The organism is Exercitatus varius (assembly GCF_029577735.1).
In the GTDB taxonomy this organism is placed as follows: domain Bacteria; phylum Pseudomonadota; class Gammaproteobacteria; order Enterobacterales; family Pasteurellaceae; genus Exercitatus; species Exercitatus varius.
Genome location: NZ_JARQTO010000002.1, coordinates 14154 through 31316 on the forward strand (window position 1 = coordinate 14154; position 17163 = coordinate 31316).

General features: G+C 46.6%; 18 protein-coding genes. 8 read left to right on the forward strand and 10 right to left on the reverse strand.

The genetic code is table 11. From position 1 onward, the window contains the following. Nucleotides 1–7: 7 nt before the first annotated feature. The 6 genes from bamC to radC all read right to left on the reverse strand — a co-directional run bounded on the left by bamC (nucleotide 8) and on the right by radC (nucleotide 4410). Nucleotides 8–1009: an outer membrane protein assembly factor BamC gene (gene bamC / locus P7M01_RS02655; RefSeq protein WP_202936773.1), complete on the reverse strand. Its 1002-nt coding sequence runs from the start codon at nucleotides 1007–1009 to the stop codon at nucleotides 8–10. 117 nt (nucleotides 1010–1126) lie between these two features. Further along, entirely contained in the window at nucleotides 1127–2023 is an 897-nt protein-coding gene (gene dapA, locus P7M01_RS02660) for a 4-hydroxy-tetrahydrodipicolinate synthase (RefSeq protein WP_317477606.1), read from the reverse strand. A 137-nt stretch (nucleotides 2024–2160) separates the two neighbouring features. Further along, the gene (gene mutM / locus P7M01_RS02665; RefSeq protein WP_317482939.1) at nucleotides 2161–2973 is read right to left on the reverse strand and encodes a bifunctional DNA-formamidopyrimidine glycosylase/DNA-(apurinic or apyrimidinic site) lyase; all 813 of its coding nucleotides are present in this window, start codon (nucleotides 2971–2973) and stop codon (nucleotides 2161–2163) included. Nucleotides 2974–3102: 129 nt separating this feature from the next. Continuing rightward, a complete protein-coding gene (rpmG, locus tag P7M01_RS02670) occupies nucleotides 3103–3273 on the reverse strand; it encodes a 50S ribosomal protein L33 (protein ID WP_011978673.1) in 171 nt (56 codons plus the stop codon). An 11-nt stretch (nucleotides 3274–3284) separates the two neighbouring features. After that, a complete protein-coding gene (gene rpmB / locus P7M01_RS02675; RefSeq protein WP_011201102.1) occupies nucleotides 3285–3521 on the reverse strand; it encodes a 50S ribosomal protein L28 in 237 nt (78 codons plus the stop codon). A gap of 226 nt (nucleotides 3522–3747) precedes the next feature. Beyond that, on the reverse strand, nucleotides 3748–4410 hold the full coding sequence (radC, locus tag P7M01_RS02680; protein WP_317482940.1) for a RadC family protein: 663 nt from the start codon (nucleotides 4408–4410) through the stop codon (nucleotides 3748–3750). 166 nt (nucleotides 4411–4576) lie between these two features. On the opposite strand from radC, the gene coaBC reads away from it, so the two are divergent. The 8 genes from coaBC (at nucleotide 4577) to dld (ending at nucleotide 12588) form a co-directional block, all read left to right on the forward strand. Beyond that, on the forward strand, nucleotides 4577–5776 hold the full coding sequence (gene coaBC, locus P7M01_RS02685) for a bifunctional phosphopantothenoylcysteine decarboxylase/phosphopantothenate--cysteine ligase CoaBC (RefSeq protein ID WP_317482941.1): 1200 nt from the start codon (nucleotides 4577–4579) through the stop codon (nucleotides 5774–5776). A 60-nt stretch (nucleotides 5777–5836) separates the two neighbouring features. Next, a complete protein-coding gene (gene dut, locus P7M01_RS02690) occupies nucleotides 5837–6292 on the forward strand; it encodes a dUTP diphosphatase (protein WP_202936778.1) in 456 nt (151 codons plus the stop codon). Next, nucleotides 6293–6946 carry a nucleoid occlusion factor SlmA gene (slmA, locus tag P7M01_RS02695; protein WP_317475632.1) on the forward strand — a complete coding sequence of 218 codons (654 nt, stop codon included), beginning with the start codon at nucleotides 6293–6295 and terminating at the stop codon, nucleotides 6944–6946. A 16-nt stretch (nucleotides 6947–6962) separates the two neighbouring features. Then, nucleotides 6963–7184, forward strand: a complete 222-nt coding sequence (locus P7M01_RS02700) for a YheU family protein (RefSeq protein ID WP_317479904.1) — start codon at nucleotides 6963–6965, stop codon at nucleotides 7182–7184. Between the two features lie 27 nt (nucleotides 7185–7211). Continuing rightward, complete coding sequence (crp, locus tag P7M01_RS02705) at nucleotides 7212–7880, forward strand: cAMP-activated global transcriptional regulator CRP (protein ID WP_202936779.1); 669 nt, start codon at nucleotides 7212–7214, stop codon at nucleotides 7878–7880. A 156-nt stretch (nucleotides 7881–8036) separates the two neighbouring features. Further along, nucleotides 8037–8795: a class I SAM-dependent methyltransferase gene (locus tag P7M01_RS02710; protein WP_317482942.1), complete on the forward strand. Its 759-nt coding sequence runs from the start codon at nucleotides 8037–8039 to the stop codon at nucleotides 8793–8795. 131 nt (nucleotides 8796–8926) lie between these two features. Further along, nucleotides 8927–10747 carry a monovalent cation:proton antiporter-2 (CPA2) family protein gene (locus P7M01_RS02715; protein ID WP_317475565.1) on the forward strand — a complete coding sequence of 607 codons (1821 nt, stop codon included), beginning with the start codon at nucleotides 8927–8929 and terminating at the stop codon, nucleotides 10745–10747. A 146-nt stretch (nucleotides 10748–10893) separates the two neighbouring features. Then, nucleotides 10894–12588: a D-lactate dehydrogenase gene (dld, locus tag P7M01_RS02720; protein WP_317482943.1), complete on the forward strand. Its 1695-nt coding sequence runs from the start codon at nucleotides 10894–10896 to the stop codon at nucleotides 12586–12588. A 75-nt stretch (nucleotides 12589–12663) separates the two neighbouring features. On the opposite strand, the gene P7M01_RS02725 is transcribed toward dld, so the two are convergent. From P7M01_RS02725 to dnaA, 4 genes are read right to left on the reverse strand one after another with little or no spacing between them, the layout of a single operon-like run. Then, complete coding sequence (locus P7M01_RS02725) at nucleotides 12664–13272, reverse strand: hypothetical protein (RefSeq protein ID WP_202936783.1); 609 nt, start codon at nucleotides 13270–13272, stop codon at nucleotides 12664–12666. Nucleotides 13273–13302: 30 nt separating this feature from the next. Continuing rightward, a complete protein-coding gene (gene recF, locus P7M01_RS02730) occupies nucleotides 13303–14379 on the reverse strand; it encodes a DNA replication/repair protein RecF (protein ID WP_317482944.1) in 1077 nt (358 codons plus the stop codon). Between the two features lie 30 nt (nucleotides 14380–14409). After that, nucleotides 14410–15510, reverse strand: coding sequence for a DNA polymerase III subunit beta (gene dnaN, locus P7M01_RS02735; RefSeq protein ID WP_317482945.1), 1101 nt, complete (start codon nucleotides 15508–15510; stop codon nucleotides 14410–14412). 17 nt (nucleotides 15511–15527) lie between these two features. Further along, the gene (gene dnaA, locus P7M01_RS02740; RefSeq protein WP_317482946.1) at nucleotides 15528–16898 is read right to left on the reverse strand and encodes a chromosomal replication initiator protein DnaA; all 1371 of its coding nucleotides are present in this window, start codon (nucleotides 16896–16898) and stop codon (nucleotides 15528–15530) included. Nucleotides 16899–17163: the final 265 nt, after the last annotated feature.

The window sequence follows — 17163 nt, forward strand, 5'->3', positions numbered from 1 at the left end:
TCGGCGATTATTTGCCGATTAAGCGCGCCAGTGCCTGATATAGCGCTTGCGCGGCGTCACCGCTGATAGCGTTGCCGTCTTCATCACTGATGACGACGGAACTTTGTTTGCCGTGCGCGCTGATTTGCATGCTGTATTCGCCGTCTTCCAGATCAGGTCGGGAGACGCCGAAACGTGCCCATTCCGTCTGGCTTAGCGGTTTATAGTTCAGTTTACGGTAGCCGCGACCGACGGTTTCTTCTTCCGTTTCAAAACCTAATTGCGGCAAGGCTTCACCGAGTTTGATCCAGGACTGCTGGAATTCGGAAGACATCGCTAAAGCCGGATGGTTGTTTGAATCGGTAATGATCGCCGTTTGAATCGGTCCGCTTGCCGTCGGCGTTGCCACCGCCTGCGCCTGGCTTTGATAATCGGCGTTCAATTCGCCCACGAACTGATTCAACAAACTTGAGGTGTAACGTTCTTTCTCTTTTTGGCTTGGCGTGAACAGAATTTCGTCACGTTTGGCTTCCAGTACGCTCACCACTAAAGCGTTAGCCTCCTGATTACCGACTTGGTTAATCTGGTAACGCAACAGGGTTTCGCCCGGATCCATTTTGGCGCCGAAATTGGTCCAATCGGTTTCGATTTGGTTGTCTTTTGCCGTGAATTTAATGGATCTTTCTTCTAACAAACGCGCCATTTGCTGAATATTATAAACACTGGCTTTTTCCGGCGAATAAATGATGGATGCCCGTTCGCCGTCAAATTGCGCGACGGAATTGCCGATAATCGCCATTGGAACGGCCGGCGGGCGAATGTCCATATTTTCGCCCTTTTTGACATTGGTTTCAGGTAAGGCGTAAGTATCGTTTTGACCGACGATCTGAATACCGGCGGTATCGATAGTCGTGAAGGTCGGTGCGCTGGCGTGTTTTTCGTAACTGTCGTTAGCGTAAGGGCTGGTGTTTCCGCAACCGGTCGCCGCGACAACGGCTAGCACAGTTAAAGGGAATAAGCATTTTTTCATTCTTTTTCCTTAAATTTAAAGAATATTCTGTTTTCTGACCGCACTTTGGGGGAAAAGTTTAAATGAAAACCGCACACGTTGCGACGCGTGCGGCTTTTTATCAATATTCGGTTAATTTCAGATTAAACCCGCAATTTTTAACGCTTCGAGTACTTTCGGTTGCGCCTGTTCGCTTAATACGGTTAACGGCAGACGCAAAAACGGATCTTTGATTAAGCCGATTTTATAGGCAGCCCATTTTACCGGAATCGGATTGCCTTCGATAAATAAATCGCGGTGTAACGGCATTAAGCGTTGGTTGATTTTTTCCGCTTCTTCAAAGTTGCCTTCCAACGCAAATTTACACATTTTCGCCATGTCTGCCGCCGCCAGGTTGTTGGTGACGGAAATAACGCCTTGCCCGCCCAGCTTCATGCTTTCCAAACCGGTCGCATCGTCGCCGCTTAAGAAAATGAAATCTTCGCCGGCCAATTGTTTAATGAGTTTTACCCGGCTGACGTCTCCGGTCGCTTCTTTGATCGCTACGATATTCGGAATTTTTGCTAAACGCGCGACGGTTTCCGGTTTCATATCGGAACCGGTACGTCCCGGTACATTGTAAAGAATTTGCGGTAAATCGGTGCATTCGGCGATGGCTTTGAAATGCTGATACATGCCTTCCTGCGTCGGTTTGTTGTAATAAGGCACCACGCTTAAGCAACCCGCAACGCCGCTGTCACGTAATAATTTCGTCATGGTGATGGCTTCGCTGGTGGCATTGGCGCCCGTTCCGGCGATAACCGGAATGCGGCCGGCGGCAAATTCCACGGTTTTCAGAATCGTCTTCACATTTTCATCGATGCTCAGTGTGGCGGATTCACCGGTGGTGCCGACCGAAACAATCGCGTTAGTGCCCGCTTTGATGTGAAATTCAACCAATTTTTTTAATTCGTCGTAATCCACTTCGCCGTGGTTATCCATGGGTGTGATTAATGCAACGATACTTCCTGAAAATAATGGAGTGCGTGAAGACATAAGAACCTCTTATCGTTATTTGAACTCATTGCTATAAGCATTGCGAAAATAAACAGGTTTTGCAAGCGGTTTTTTTGTTTTTTGCCGTGAAGCGGCAAAATTATACGGAACTTTTCCGATAAAAAAGACAGAACGCGTTATTTTTTCTGGCAATGCGGGCAAACATAGCTGTTGCGTTGTCCGACTAAAAAACTTTCGATTTTTTGCCCGCACTTTGGGCAATTTTCGCCTTTTTTACCGTAAATTTGTAATTCCTGAACGAAGTAGCCGGGGCGTCCGTCGGGTTGCAGAAAGTCTTTCAGCGTCGTACCGCCTTGGGCGATGGCGCGGACCAATTCTTTTTTAATGGTTTCCGCCAGCAGCGCCGCCTGGGTTTTGGTGATTTTGCCCGCCGGTTTTTCAGGATGCAACCCGCATTGAAACAGCACTTCGTTGGCGTAAATATTGCCGACGCCGACTACCACGGCATTATCCATAATGAAGGATTTAAGTGCGGTCAATTTTTTGCGAGATTTTTTGAACAGATAATCGCCGTTGAATTCGTCGGAAAGCGGTTCGGGACCCAGTTTGGCAAACAGATGAAATTCATCCGGATTTTCCGTCCAAAGCCAGGCGCCGAAGCGGCGGGGATCGTTATAACGCATGATTTTGCCGTTACTCATCACAATGTCCAGATGATCGTGTTTATCTACGGTGGCGTCCGGCGGCACAATGCGCACGGAACCCGACATGCCGAGGTGACCGACGATATAACCTTGTTCCGTGTGAATAATCAGATATTTCGCCCGACGCGAAAGTGCGGTCACTTTTTGGTGAGAAATTCGGGCAAGTTCGGGACTGACCGGCCAACGTAATTTAGGCTGGCGAACGACGATTTTTTCGATATAAAAACCGTTCAAATAAGGCGCTATACCGTTTTTGGCGGTTTCGACTTCGGGAAGTTCGGGCATATGGATTTCCGGGAATTTACAAATAGAGGTTCGTCACTATACCATATTTTTTACAGCGGAGTCGTGGCGTTCGGCAGACAATAAAAAACCCGAATTTTCATTCGGGTTTCGATTCGGCGTAAAACCAAATTATTTGATTTTGGCTTCACGATAGATAACGTGTTTGCGCACAACCGGATCAAATTTTTTGATTTCCATTTTTTCCGGCATGTTACGTTTGTTTTTATCTGTTGTGTAGAAGTGACCGGTTTCCGCTGAAGAAACTAAACGGATTTTCTCACGAGCGCCTTTAGCTGCCATGTTTTAGCTCCTTAGATTTTTTCGCCACGAGCACGGATATCAGCCAATACTGCATCGATGCCTTTTTTATCGATAATACGCATACCTTTGGCGGTTAAGCGTAAAGTTACAAAACGGTTTTCACTCTCAACCCAGAAACGGTGAGTGTGCAAGTTTGGTAGAAAACGACGACGAGTCGCATTCAATGCGTGCGAACGGTTGTTACCAACTGCCGGACGTTTGCCTGTTACTTGACAGACTCTAGACATAATAATCTCCAATAATTAAATATAAGCTCGAGCTTACGGTTCGGATACAATTTCAAGGAAAGCCTTGAGAGCTACCTCGTCAGGTCGCTCGTTGGTTGCCGACCCGCTTACTATATTAAAGGTCGCAAATTATACTTGCTAAAATCCGTTTTCTCAAGTGAAAATTGGATTTTCCTTTAAAAAACCGCGAGATTTTACCTGAAAACCGTTGATGAGCCAAGCGGAACTACAGCAGGTCTTGCTCGGCGAAAGAAAAGTAACAGCCTTTTCCGATAATAAAATGATCCAGAATCCGAATTTCCATTAATTCTGCGGCGGCTTGGATTTGTTTGGTAATCCGTTCGTCGGCGGCGCTGGGTTCCGCCCGTCCCGAAGGATGATTGTGGGCGAGGATAAGCGCGGCGGCATTGCAATATAACGCGGTTTTGATGATTTCCCGCGGGTAAATCGATGCGGCGTTAATGGTGCCCTGAAACATTTCTTCTTTTTTTATCAGACGATGTTGATTGTCCAAAAACAGTACGCAGAACACTTCCCGTTCGTAATGTTCCAATTCCGTTTGCAAATAAAGCCTGACGGTGAGCGGATTGGTAAACTCGTGGGTAAAAGCGAGTTGCTCCGCAAGATAACGCTTTGTCATTTCCGTGCAAGCCTGTAACTGAATATATTGCGTAATGCCGATTCCTTTAAATTGGCAGAATTGCGTCCGACTGGCGGAAATCAGTCCGCGTAAAGAGCCGAAATGGCGCAACGCCTCTTGGGAAAGCTGCATAACGGGGCAGTTTTTCATCCCCGTTCGTAGAAAAATTGCCAGTAATTCATGGTTTTCCAGCGCTTCGGGGCCGAATTTCAGCAATTTTTCTCTGGGCATGAGCGATTGATTTTCCATGATTTCCTCAAAAACTTCACAAAAATTGACCGCACTTTGGCGTATTTTCCCGATTCCCGCCAGATTGGAATTTCGAATTTGGAACGGGGATCGCAAAATAAAATTTTTTCTTCGGGAAATTTGAAGTAAAATGCTCGAACTTATAAGATGTGAAAGGGGACTAACAATGTTGAAAGCAAAACGCATTGTCGTGGGAATAACGGGCGGCATTGCGGCGTATAAAAGCATTGAACTGATTCGTCTGTTGCGTAAAAACGAGGCGGAAGTCCGTGTGGTGTTGACGCCCGCCGCGGCTGAATTTGTCACGCCTTTAACCTTGCAGGCGATTTCGGGCAATCCCGTTTCTCAATCTTTGCTGGATCCGGCCGCCGAGCTGGCCATGGGACACATTGAATTGGCGAAATGGGCGGATGCCGTGTTGATCGCCCCCGCCAGCGCGGATTTTATCGCCCGTTTAACCGTTGGCATGGCGAACGATTTGTTATCGACCGTTTGTCTTGCCACCGCCTCGCCGATTTTATTAGCGCCGACGATGAATCAACAAATGTACGCGCAAACGGTAACGCAGGAGAATATTGCGAAATTAGCCGCGCGCGGGATGAAATTTATCGGTCCGGCCTGCGGTTTTCAGGCTTGCGGTGATGTGGGCGCGGGGCGTATGTCCGAACCGGGCGAAATTTTCACCGCACTTTCCGAATACTTTGAGCGCAAACGGGATTTAACCGGTTTATCCGTGGCGATTACCGCGGGACCGACCCGTGAAGCTATCGATCCGGTGCGTTATATCAGTAATCACAGTTCGGGCAAAATGGGCTTTGCTATCGCGGCGGCATTCGCCGAACGCGGTGCGGAAGTCACACTGATTGCCGGGCCGGTAAATTTAACGACGCCGGCGGGAGTAACACGTATCGATGTTACTTCAGCGCGGGAAATGTGGCGGGCGGCTTTGGAAAGTGCGGTCAAAAATTCCGTATTTATCGGTTGTGCCGCGGTAGCGGATTACCGTGCGGCGGAAGTGTCGGAACAGAAAATCAAAAAAACGGGAGATAACGACGAGCTTGCGTTAAAGTTAGTGAAAAACCCGGATATTATTGCCGATGTGGCGCATTTGACCGAACGCCGTCCTTTTGTGGTCGGTTTCGCGGCGGAAACGCAGGATGTCGAGCGATATGCCCGGGATAAATTGGTGCGCAAAAATCTGGATATGATTTGTGCCAACAATGTGGCGGGAGGAAGCGTGTTCGGCGCGGATCAAAATGCGTTGCACTTATTTTGGAAAGACGGCGAGAAATTGTTGCCGACCGCTTCCAAAAGCGAATTGGCGAAAACGTTGGTAGAAGAAATTGTTGCGCGATATCGTGCATGATGAATATTTCTCTTTTCACTGCAAAGAAAGGAAAATTAAGAAAGAGTAAAGGGAATCCGAATGAAAAAAATTGATGTTAAAATTTTAGATAGCCGTATCGGTACGGAATTTCCGTTGCCCGCCTATGCTACGGCGGGGTCGGCCGGCCTGGATTTGCGGGCTTTGGTTGATGAAACCTTTGAAATTCAACCGGGTGAAACCAAATTAATCCCTACCGGTTTATCCGTTTATATCGCCGATCCGCAGTTAGCGGCAGTCATTTTGCCCCGCTCCGGTTTAGGTCATAAACACGGGATCGTATTAGGTAATTTGGTAGGGTTGATTGACAGTGACTATCAAGGACCGTTAATGGTTTCCATGTGGAATCGCGGCAGTGAGCCGTTTAAGGTGGAAGCGGGCGATCGTATCGCGCAACTGGTTTTTGTTCCTGTGGTACAAGCCGAATTTAATATTGTGGAAGAATTTGAACAAACGGATCGCGGTGAAGGCGGTTTCGGACATTCGGGCAAGAAATAAATTATGGTTGAACAACTCGAAATTGCGGATTTAGAACCTGCACCGGAAACGAATACGATAAAAATTGAAAAGCGCAGCGTTAAAGAACGCCGCCAGCAGGTATTGGCCGTTCTCATGAATATGTTACATTCCGAACGCGGCATGGAACGCATGACTACGGCGCGTTTAGCGGAAGCCGTCGGTGTTTCGGAAGCGGCATTGTATCGTTATTTCCCCAATAAAACGAAAATGTTTGAAGCGCTGATTGATCATATCGAAAAAAATCTCTTCACCCGAATTGATCAGGCGAAAGCATTGCAAACCAATACGGTCAGCCGGGTACACGACATTTTATTGATGGTTCTGGATTTCGCCCGTAAAAATCCGGGATTAACCCGCGTATTAACCGGGCATGCGCTGATGTTTGAAGACGCCCGGCTTCAACTTCGCGTCGCGCAGTTTTTTGATCGTCTTGAATTACAATTCGTGAATGTGTTACAAATGAGTAAAATCCGCGAAGGTAAAACTTTTGCGATTGACGAACGAATGATTGCGGCGCATCTTGTCACCTTCTGTGAGGGGCAGATGATGCGTTTGGTACGCACTAATTTCCGCCGCACGGCAAATCAGGGATTTGAGCAGCAATGGACATTGCTGGAACCGATTTTTGTTTAAACAGATTGGAGGAGGGATGATCATTCCTTGGCAATCCTTAGAAGACGAAACGCTGAAAAATATTGCGGAAAGCTTCGTTTTGCGCGAGGGGACGGATTACGGATTTGAAGAACTTTCCTTAGAGCAAAAAGTTAACAATTTATTAAGCTTAATTCGTTCGGGAAGTGCGGTGATTGTTTGGTCAGAATTGCATGAAACGATTGATATTAAAGATAAAGATTCGTTTTTGACCCGTTAAGTCAAAGCATAAGTATGGAGTGATTTTATGCTAAAGAAAGAACAGGAATTGGCGGCCGAACCGGCTGAGCAACAATCGGTGTCGCTTGACCCGACGATAGATTGGTTCGTGTCCCATTGTCATATCCATAAATATCCGACCAAAACAACGTTAATCCATGCGGGCGAAAAAGCCGATACGCTCTATTATTTAGTGAAGGGCTCGGCGATTGTCATGGCGAAGGATGAAGACGGCAAAGAAATGATTTTGTCGTATCTCAGTGAAGGCGAATTTTTTGGCGAAGTCGGTTTGTTTGAGGAAAATCAAGTGCGCACGGCTTGGGTGAAAGCGCGGACGTCCTGCGAAGTGGCGGAAGTGTCATATAAAAAATTTCGTCAGCTATTGCAAGTGAATCCCGAAATTCTGATGAATTTGGCGGGACAGCTTTCTCATCGTCTGCAAAATACCTCGCGTCAAGTAACCAATTTGGCGTTTCTTGATGTCACGGGACGTATTGCGCAAACTCTGATGAACTTGGCAAAACTGCCGGACGCCATGACACATCCGGACGGCATGCAGATTAAAATTACTCGCCAGGAAATCGGGCAAATGGTGGGATGTTCGCGGGAAACCGTCGGGCGCGTGCTGAAATTGCTGGAAGATGACAACCTGATTGCGGCGCACGGCAAAACCATTGTGGTGTTCGGCACCCGTTAATATTTGATAAAAACGCAAAGTGCGGGCAAAATTTCACGTGTTTTTCACTCGAAAAAATATGTCGAAAATTGACCGCACTTTTTATTGCAAATAAGAATAGATTTCATCTTTTTAATCCGATATATTTAGTCAGGTATAAGAAGAGAGGAGTGCGCAATGAAAAAAGATGAAGTCGGACATAATTTTTTGGCTCGGTTAGGTAAAACCCGCTTACGCCCCGGCGGCCGTAAAGCCACGGAATGGCTGATTGAACAGGGACGTTTTACACCGGATAAAAAGGTATTGGAAGTGGCGTGTAATATGGGAACCACCGCTATCGGACTGGCGAAACGGTTCGGTTGTCATATTGAAGGCGTGGATTTGGATGAAACGGCGTTATCCAAAGCCGAGCGCAATATTGTTGCGCAAGGGGTACGGAATTTGATTCATGTCCAGCGAGCCAATGCGATGAAGTTGCCTTTTGCTGATGAAACCTTTGATGTTGTGATTAATGAAGCCATGTTGACAATGTTGCCGTTACCGGCGAAACAAAAAGCGGTGACGGAATATTTTCGCGTACTTAAGCCGGGCGGTGTGCTGTTAACTCATGATGTGATGTTGACGACGGAAGACAGCGAAACAGTGTTACAACAGCTACGGCAAGCGATTAACGTTACCGTAACGCCGCTAACCCGAGACGGTTGGAAATCGTTGTTTGAGAAAATTGGTTTTGTTAGAGTGGAGACTTTAAACGGTAATATGACTTTACTTTCGCCGTTGGGAATGATTTACGACGAAGGCGTATTGGGAACATTGAGAATTATGAAAAACGCGTTGAAAGCGGAAAATCGCGTCACTTTTAAGAATATGTTCAAAGTGTTTAATGATCCCGAGCGAAAGCTGAATTTTATTGCCGTTTGCTGTCGTAAAGCGTAATTGGAAAATCTCCTGCATTTGTTCGGGGGATTTTTTATTTTTCAGGTAAAAGTGCGGTTAAAATTTGTAAAATTTTTGCTAGAATAATGAAAAATTTTTAATTTCATTTTTTTCGTGGGGAATCGAGTCTGATGGCGGCGGTAGAAGGTGCAAACCAATTAGTACATGTGGTGACGTTATTAGGTGCGGCAATTATTGCCGTGCCTTTGTTTAAGCGCTTGGGCTTAGGTTCCGTACTGGGTTATCTCGCCGCCGGTTTGATTATCGGGCCTTTCGGATTACGCTTGTTTACCGAACCGCAATCCATTATTCATGTAGCGGAACTGGGCGTGGTGATGTTTTTGTTTCTGATCGGTCTGGAAATGAAACCTTCTCATCTATGGGGATTGCGTAAACAGATTTTCGGGTTGGGGCTGTTACAGGTGCTGCTGAGCGGTTCGCTGGTTATGCTGGCGGGCAAAATCTGTTTGGGTTTTTCCTGGCAAATGGCATTTATTATCGCTTCGGGTTTTGTGCTGAATTCCACGGCTATCGTGATGCAAATACTGAGCGAACGCAATGACATGGGGACACCGCGAGGACAGAAAATGATTTCCATTTTGCTGTTTGAAGATTTGCTGATTGTTCCGTTGCTTGCCATAGTGGCTTTTCTTTCTCCCGTGACCGATAACGCCGCTCACGAACCTTTGTGGCAGAAATTTGCCGTCGGAACGGGTTCCTTAACCATCTTAATCGTGTCGGGAATTTGGTTGCTGAATCCGTTATTTAAAGCTTTGGCCTGGACCAAATTGCGGGAAATGATGACGGCGGCGGCTTTGTTGGTGGTGCTCGGTTCCGCGTTATTAATGGAACATGCGGGACTTTCTTCTGCGATGGGCGCTTTTGTGGCGGGCGTGTTGTTGTCCAATTCCAGTTTCCGCCATCAGTTGGAAGCGGATATTGAACCGTTCCGCGGGCTGTTGCTCGGTCTGTTTTTCCTCGGTGTCGGCATGTCTTTGGATCTCGATCTGGTGTTCGCCCATTTCTGGTTTATTTTATTCGGCGTGATAGCCTTGATGATGGTGAACGGTTTGGGTGTATTCTTGGCGGCATTATTAACCCGTTCCGGCTTTGCCGAAGCGTTGGATCGCGCTTTCGTGATGGCCTTGGGGGGCGAGTTCGCTTTCGTTATTTTTGCCGCCGCAGCCGGTCAGCGCGTCATTACACCGCAACAGCAAGCCAACGGTATCGCGATTATCGTGTTGTCTATGGTCTTCAGTCCGCTTTTCATTTTACTTCATAAAAAATATCTGGAGCCGCGTTTACGTAAGCCGGATGAGGAGCGGGAGGCGGATCATATCGATGAAGTCCGGCCGATTATTATGGTGGGATTCGGTCGTTTCGGGCAGGTTATCAATGAAGTGCTGACCATGACCAATCATAAAGTCACCATTATTGACCGTGACGAAGAAATCATTACGGGCATGCGCAAGTTGGGGATAAAAGCCTATTACGGTAACGCGGAGCGTCCGGAAATTCTGCATCATGCGGGCATTGAATCCGCCAAAATGCTGATTGTGACTTCGGGGAATAAGGCGAAAGCCACGCATATCGTGACGATGGCGCGGAAAATGAATCCGAATCTGCGTATTCTGTCGCGCGCTTATGATTTATTCCATGTTTTTGAATTATATGAAAGAGGCGCCGATCGTCAGGTTCGCGAAACCTTTGATTCCGCTTTGCGCACCGCCCGTTATGCGTTGGAAGATTTGGGCGATATCGACAACGAACGCATTGAGGAAATCACTCGGGTGTATTATGAAGAAAACCGTCATCGCGTCCGTTTGATGGCGATGGTGCATGATCCGAGTTATAAGCGGAAATTCCAGAATAAAGAAATGATTAAGGTTGCGCTGGAACACGATCAACAAACCATGGCGAAAATCCAGCAAATTCTGCAACGGGAAGATTAAACGGATAGAATGAAAAGTGCGGGCAAAAAAATGAAAGTTTTTTTGCCCGCACTTTTATATTTTGTGACGAACATCACAGATTTGCTTCAATCATAACCGATTAAATTTGTTATCATATTGTTATGTTTTCACAAAAGGACAACAATATGTCGATACAACAATTGCTTTCAACCTTAACTCAAATCGTCACGCCTTCCCATATTATCACCGAGCCGAGCAAAACGGAGGCGTATCGCAGCGGTTACCGTTTCGGTTCGGGAAATGCGCTGGCGGTGGTCCGTCCCGCCGATTTACTGGAATTCTGGCGCGTGTTAAAAGCCTGCGTAGAAGAGGACGTTATTGTGATTAATCAAGCCGCGAATACGGGGCTGACGGGCGGTTCGACGCCGAGCGGTAACGATTACGACCGACCTATTGTGATCATCAATACCATGCGCATGGACAATATTCAGGTGATCAATGATGCGCGGCAAGTAGTGTGTTTTCCCGGTTCTACGCTCAATAAATTGGAGAATGTGCTGAAACCGCACGGACGGGAACCGCATTCGGTGATTGGTTCGTCCTGCATCGGCGCTTCCGTGATCGGCGGGGTGTGCAATAATTCGGGTGGCGCCTTGGTACAACGCGGTCCGGCATATACAGAAATGGCATTGTTTGCTCAGTTGAATGAAAACGGCGAACTGGAGCTGAAAAACCATTTAGGCATAGATTTAGGCACGACGCCGGAAGAAATACTGACGAATTTGCAAAATCACCGTTATCAGCAAAAAGATATTGAGCAAAATTGCGGGAACGGACATGACCACAACTATTGTCATCATGTCCGCCAGGTGAACGAAGATTCGCCGGCGCGGTTTAATGCGGATCCCGCCCGCCATTACGAAGCTTCCGGCAGCGCGGGTAAGTTGGCGATTTTTGCGGTGCGTTTGGATACTTTTCCGCTGGAAAAAAATACCGCCGTGTTTTATATCGGCACCAATCAAACGTCAGTGCTCACCGAATTACGTCGCCATATGCTTTCCGATTTTGAAGAGTTGCCGATCTCCGGCGAGTATATTCATCGCGATGCCTTCGATATTGCCGCCCGTTACGGCAAGGATACGTTCTGGGTGATTAAGAAATTCGGCACGGATTGGTTGCCGAAACTGTTCGCTTTAAAAGCCAATGTGGATCGCCTGAGTAAAAAGCTGCCTTTTGTGTCTGCTCATTTTAGCGATAAATTTATGCAATGGTGTTCCAAATTCATCCCCGAACATCTGCCGCAAAGCTTATGGCAGTATCGGGAGCGTTATCAACACCATTTAATTTTAAAAATGGGCGGTAAAGGTGTTGAGGAAGCGCGCGCTTATCTGGCGGATTATTTTAAGGACGGCGACAAAGGTGCTTATTTCGAATGCAATGCGGCGGAAACTCAGGCGGCGATGCTGCATCGTTTTGCCGTGGCTTCCGCGGCGATTCGTTATCGTGCGATTCATTCGGAAGAAGTCGAAGAAATCGTAGCGTTGGATATTGCCTTGCGCCGTAATGATCCCGATTGGTTTGAGACTCTACCGCCGGAAATTGACGCGCAAATTATGCATAAACTGTATTACGGGCATTTTATGTGCCATGTTTTTCATCAGGATTACATTATCAAGAAAGGTTGTGATTATGAAAAAGTGGAACATGATATGTTGCAGTTGCTGGATCGGCGCGGAGCGCAATATCCCGCCGAGCATAACGTCGGACACTTATATGAAGCGAAACCGGCGCTACGGAAATTTTATAAAGCGCTGGATCCGACTAACAGTTTTAATCCGGGAATAGGTAAAACCTCGAAGAAAAAATTCTGGCAGGAATAATGCTTTTTAATGAATAACGAATAAAAATCGCCATTGACCGCTGAAACGGCAATGGCGATTTTCACATTTTATTCATCAAGCCTTGCTTCTAATATATTTTATGCAGGAGAAGCACATAATGGAGTAGCCTAATAACTCCGTGTATTCTTCCGCAATATTTTTTACGATGCGAGGATACGCGTAATAGAAAATTGAACGCCAAAGCCAACTCATGCCGATAAGACGGGAGATCACCAATACCAGCAATAAACCGATGATGAAACTGTAAAATTCTTTGGATTGAGTAAAATCCGTTAAGGCGTTTAAGGTTTCGGTTTCATTTAGTAAGGCGTAAACTACGGCAAAAGTGGCAATCGGGGCGGCAAAAAGGCTCCAGCTACCGTGATAAATAAGCATGTCGAATATGTTATCCGTCTCGCGGATCAGCATGGTAAGAAAGAAAAATCCCATTAATAAGAACCCGCTGCGCGCTTCCTTATGTCGGTGAGCCTGCCGAAAAAATAAAACGCTGAGTATGATAAGGAAAATATCCTGACAATATTCCACGACGGATTCTTCACCGACGGAATTTTGAAGATAAACGGTGTCGACCAGTAATGCCGCGAAAGGAATAACCGAAGCGGCTAAAAAATATAGGGTGACGTATAAACTTTGACAAAATAATCGAGCTTGTATTTTTGGCATAAGACTAAGGTTCGGTCAATTAAACGGTTGTTACAATGAAATTATACCGTTATTTACGGAAAAAGTGCGGTGCTTTTCCGGCTGCATTTGTTTAAGCTGCTCCGCGGTAATTGCCGTAATGAAAACTTGAGAATGACTTTTTTGTAAACGTTCGGCTAACAGCGCGCGTCTGGTTTCGTCCAGTTCGGAGGCAAAATCGTCGATTAAAAAAATACAGGCGCGTTTTTTTTGCGCCATCAAATGTTCGCCTTGCGCCAGGCGTAACGCACACATCAGCAATTTTAGCTGGCCGCGGGAAAGCACGTCTTCGACAGGCAATCCGTTGGCTTTAAAACGGAAATCGGCTTTCTGCGGACCGGAAACCGTATAGCCGATATGCTTGTCTCGGGCAAAATTTTCACGCAATAAATCGCCGTAGTCCGTATTTTTATCCCAACCTTGGTGAAAGCTCACCTGAATGTCCAATTCGGGCAGAAATGAACGACAGGTTTGCTCGATTTCCGGACGTAAAGCTTCCGCATAATGAGCACGCCAAAGGCTAACCTGATGGGCTAATTTAGCGAGCTCCACATCCCAAATATGTAAATCCGCGTAATCGTTGGTTTGTTGCAATGCTGCGTTTCGCTGCCTGAGCAAGCGGTTTAACGCCGACCAGGCGGAATGGAAACTCGGTTGGTGGTGAAACAAACCCCAGTCCAGAAATGCCCGGCGGTAAGCCGGCCCGCCGTTAAGCAAAGTGAGCCCTTCCGGCGTAATGATTTGCATGGGCAGCAAATGCGCCAAATCGGAAATTTTATTACCGTCTTCACCGTTGATTTTTACGATGGTCAGCCCTTCTTTGCGTTGTTTTTGCAGCCCCACCGACCATTCGTGTTGTTGCTCCCGAATGCGTCCGTGCAGAGTAAAATAAGGTTTGTCGTAGGTGATAATCCGCGTGGTGACCGAACTCTTAAAGGAACGCCCGTGCCCGAGATAGAAAATACTTTCCAGTAAACTGGTTTTTCCGCTGCCGTTATTGCCCACCAGAAAGTTAAAGCCGTGGTCGAATTCCAGATCCACGGCAGCTAAATTACGGAAGTTCTCAATAATTAAACGTGAAATAGCCATTAAAGTGCGGTCAAAAATTTGAACGTTTTTTTAAAGTTTCATCGGCATAATGACGTATTCGGCCGTATTATCTTCGCAATCTTCGATTAAACAGCTTGACGAAGCATCCGTAAAACGCACGCGAACACGACGGCATTTCAACGCATTCAACACGTCCAACACATAACTGACGTTGAAACCAATCTCGATCGGTTCGCTTTGATAGGAGACATCGAGGATTTCCTCCACTTCCTCTTGTTCCGGATTTTTTGCCGTAATGGTTAATTGGTTTTGATTGAGCTCCAAACGCACGGTGCGCACTTTCTCGCTGGAAAGAATGGAGGCGCGAACAAAAGATTGTTTTAAACTTTCCCAATCCGATTCTAAAATACGATCGGCATTGCGCGGCAAGACGCGTCGATAATCCGGGAAACGCCCGTCGATAAGTTTTGAGGTGAATACCACGGAACCTAATTCGACGCGGAAATTATTGGTGCCGATTTGTAAACGGGCGGGCTGTTCGCTGGCGGCGTCCAGTAACCGCGCCAATTCCAGCACGCCTTTGCGCGGCAGAATAACGGAGTGATTTTGCAAATCCTGATCTAACTCGATGGTACAAACCGCAAGGCGGTGTCCGTCTGTCGCCACAGTACGCAGCAAATTATCTTCCGTTTCAAATTTCATGCCGTTTAAGAAATAACGGGCATCGTTGTTTGCCATGGAAAATTGGGTGGCTTCAATTAAACGGCGTATCGTCGCCTGACTGACGGTGAAATCCACTTCCGATTGCCAGTCGGCGAGATTCGGGTATTCCTCGGCGGGAAATGTCGCCAGATTAAATGTGGTGCGACCGGAACGAACAATTGCGCGATCTTCTTCGAAATCCACCGTAATGACGGCATTTTCGGGTAAACTGCGACAAATATCCAGGAATTTTCTGGCCGGAATGGTAAAGGTGCCTTCGCCTGCGCTGTCCAATTGCGCTTGGGCGGATAATTCCACTTCCAGATCCGTGCCGGTGATGGTTAAGCGGTTGCCTTCAATTTGTAACAAAACATTGTTCAGCACAGGAACATTAGGGCGAGAGCTTAATACGCCGCAGACCTGTTGTAACGGTTTTAACAGATTTTCTCTTGAAACGATAAACTGCATGGTTTTCTCCCTGATTCTTATGCGGATAACGTACGGATTAAATTTGACCAGTCTTCTTGAATACTGCTGTCGGTTTCCCGTAACTCCTGAATTTTATCACAAGCGTAAATAACGGTGGTATGGTCTTTGCCGCCGAAATTTTTACCGATTTCAGGGAAACTGCGGTTGGTCAGCTCTTTTGCCAGCGCCATTGCCAGTTGACGCGGACGGGCTACGGAACGGGAACGGTTTTTCGAGTTCAAATCGGAAACTTTGATGCGATAATATTCCGCCACGACTTTCTGAATGTTATCAATGGTCACTAACTTGTCTTGTAACGCCAGCATATCTTTTAAAGTGTCGCGCACAAAATCAATGGTAATGGTTTTACCGGTAAATTCGGCGTTGGCGATAACTCGATTCAGGGCGCCTTCCAGTTCCCGTACGTGGGTGCGTAATTTCTGGCCGATGAAAAATGCCACTTCTTCCGTTAAATTTACGCCGCGTTCTTCGGCTTTTTTCATCAAAATCGCGACGCGCGTCTCTAATTCGGGCGGTTCGATGGCGACGCTAAGTCCCCAGCTGAAACGGGATTTTAAACGATCTTCGATTTTTTCGATTTCCCGCGGGTAGCGATCCGAGGTCAAAATGATTTGTTTTTCGCCTTCGAATAAGTTGTTGAAAGTATTAAAGAATTCTTCTTGAGTGAGTTCTTTCCCCGCAAAGAACTGGATATCGTCGATAAGCAATGCGTCCAGATTGCGATAAAATTTCTTAAAATTTTCCGCGGCGCCTAATTTTGTGGCTTTTACATATTCTTGTACAAAACGTTCCGCATGAATGTAAAGTACGCGAGCGCTCGGATTGTTGGCCAGAATGCCGTTACCTACGGCGTGTAACAAATGCGTTTTGCCTAATCCCGTGCCACCGTATAAAAACAGCGGATTCGCGGTTTTGTCACCCGGATTGTTGGCGACTTTAATACCCACTGCGCGGGCCAGTTGGTTGGATTTTCCTTCCACAAAATTTTCAAACAGATGATTGCCGTTCAAGCCGGTTTTAAATTCAACGGGCTGAAAATCTTGCTCGGAATTGACCGCACTTTCCGAATTTTGCTTGGCGCCGGCAGAGGTTACGTTTTCTTTAGGCGCGGGCTTAACACCTTCCACCAGTTTCACGACGAAATCGGGATTTCCCGTTAATTGACGGGCAAGTTTGGTGATGTCCGACAAATAATTGTTTTCGACCCACTGGCGGCTGAAAAAATTTTGTACGTAAATGGTCAGTTGATTGGGAGACGAAATATCCGCCTGTAACGGACGCAGCCACATTTGGAATTTGTCCGCAGGCACTTGATCTTGCAGTTGGAGCAGGCAGTCGGCCCATAATGAAGAAATATTACGGTTCATTTTATCTTTATTATCATAGGATTAACGAAACAGACCCAAAAGCGCGGTCGAAATTGTTTACGATTTTACCTTAAAACCGACAAAAGATCTTGTGAAAAGGATCAAAAAAATGACTTGAGATTTTTCCCGGAAAACGTATAATTCGACCACGCTTTTTATGCGTGAGACCGGTAAAAATGCAAATATCCGCCGGATTTCGCCTATTCATATTTGACGAACGCCGAATTTATCAGTAGAATTCCGTTCCTATTTTTTGAATAACCTT

What these genes read in the sequence shown, in the direction of transcription:
- bamC (WP_202936773.1), bottom strand. Translation starts at nt 1,009, where the DNA reads ATGAAAAAATGCTTATTCCCTTTAACTGTGCTAGCCGTTGTCGCGGCG.
- dapA (WP_317477606.1), bottom strand. Translation starts at nt 2,023, where the DNA reads ATGTCTTCACGCACTCCATTATTTTCAGGAAGTATCGTTGCATTAATC.
- mutM (WP_317482939.1), bottom strand. Translation starts at nt 2,973, where the DNA reads ATGCCCGAACTTCCCGAAGTCGAAACCGCCAAAAACGGTATAGCGCCT.
- rpmG (WP_011978673.1), bottom strand. Translation starts at nt 3,273, where the DNA reads ATGGCAGCTAAAGGCGCTCGTGAGAAAATCCGTTTAGTTTCTTCAGCG.
- rpmB (WP_011201102.1), bottom strand. Translation starts at nt 3,521, where the DNA reads ATGTCTAGAGTCTGTCAAGTAACAGGCAAACGTCCGGCAGTTGGTAAC.
- radC (WP_317482940.1), bottom strand. Translation starts at nt 4,410, where the DNA reads ATGGAAAATCAATCGCTCATGCCCAGAGAAAAATTGCTGAAATTCGGC.
- coaBC (WP_317482941.1), top strand. Translation starts at nt 4,577, where the DNA reads ATGTTGAAAGCAAAACGCATTGTCGTGGGAATAACGGGCGGCATTGCG.
- dut (WP_202936778.1), top strand. Translation starts at nt 5,837, where the DNA reads ATGAAAAAAATTGATGTTAAAATTTTAGATAGCCGTATCGGTACGGAA.
- P7M01_RS02700 (WP_317479904.1), top strand. Translation starts at nt 6,963, where the DNA reads ATGATCATTCCTTGGCAATCCTTAGAAGACGAAACGCTGAAAAATATT.
- crp (WP_202936779.1), top strand. Translation starts at nt 7,212, where the DNA reads ATGCTAAAGAAAGAACAGGAATTGGCGGCCGAACCGGCTGAGCAACAA.
- P7M01_RS02710 (WP_317482942.1), top strand. Translation starts at nt 8,037, where the DNA reads ATGAAAAAAGATGAAGTCGGACATAATTTTTTGGCTCGGTTAGGTAAA.
- P7M01_RS02715 (WP_317475565.1), top strand. Translation starts at nt 8,927, where the DNA reads ATGGCGGCGGTAGAAGGTGCAAACCAATTAGTACATGTGGTGACGTTA.
- dld (WP_317482943.1), top strand. Translation starts at nt 10,894, where the DNA reads ATGTCGATACAACAATTGCTTTCAACCTTAACTCAAATCGTCACGCCT.
- P7M01_RS02725 (WP_202936783.1), bottom strand. Translation starts at nt 13,272, where the DNA reads ATGCCAAAAATACAAGCTCGATTATTTTGTCAAAGTTTATACGTCACC.
- recF (WP_317482944.1), bottom strand. Translation starts at nt 14,379, where the DNA reads ATGGCTATTTCACGTTTAATTATTGAGAACTTCCGTAATTTAGCTGCC.
- dnaN (WP_317482945.1), bottom strand. Translation starts at nt 15,510, where the DNA reads ATGCAGTTTATCGTTTCAAGAGAAAATCTGTTAAAACCGTTACAACAG.
- dnaA (WP_317482946.1), bottom strand. Translation starts at nt 16,898, where the DNA reads ATGAACCGTAATATTTCTTCATTATGGGCCGACTGCCTGCTCCAACTG.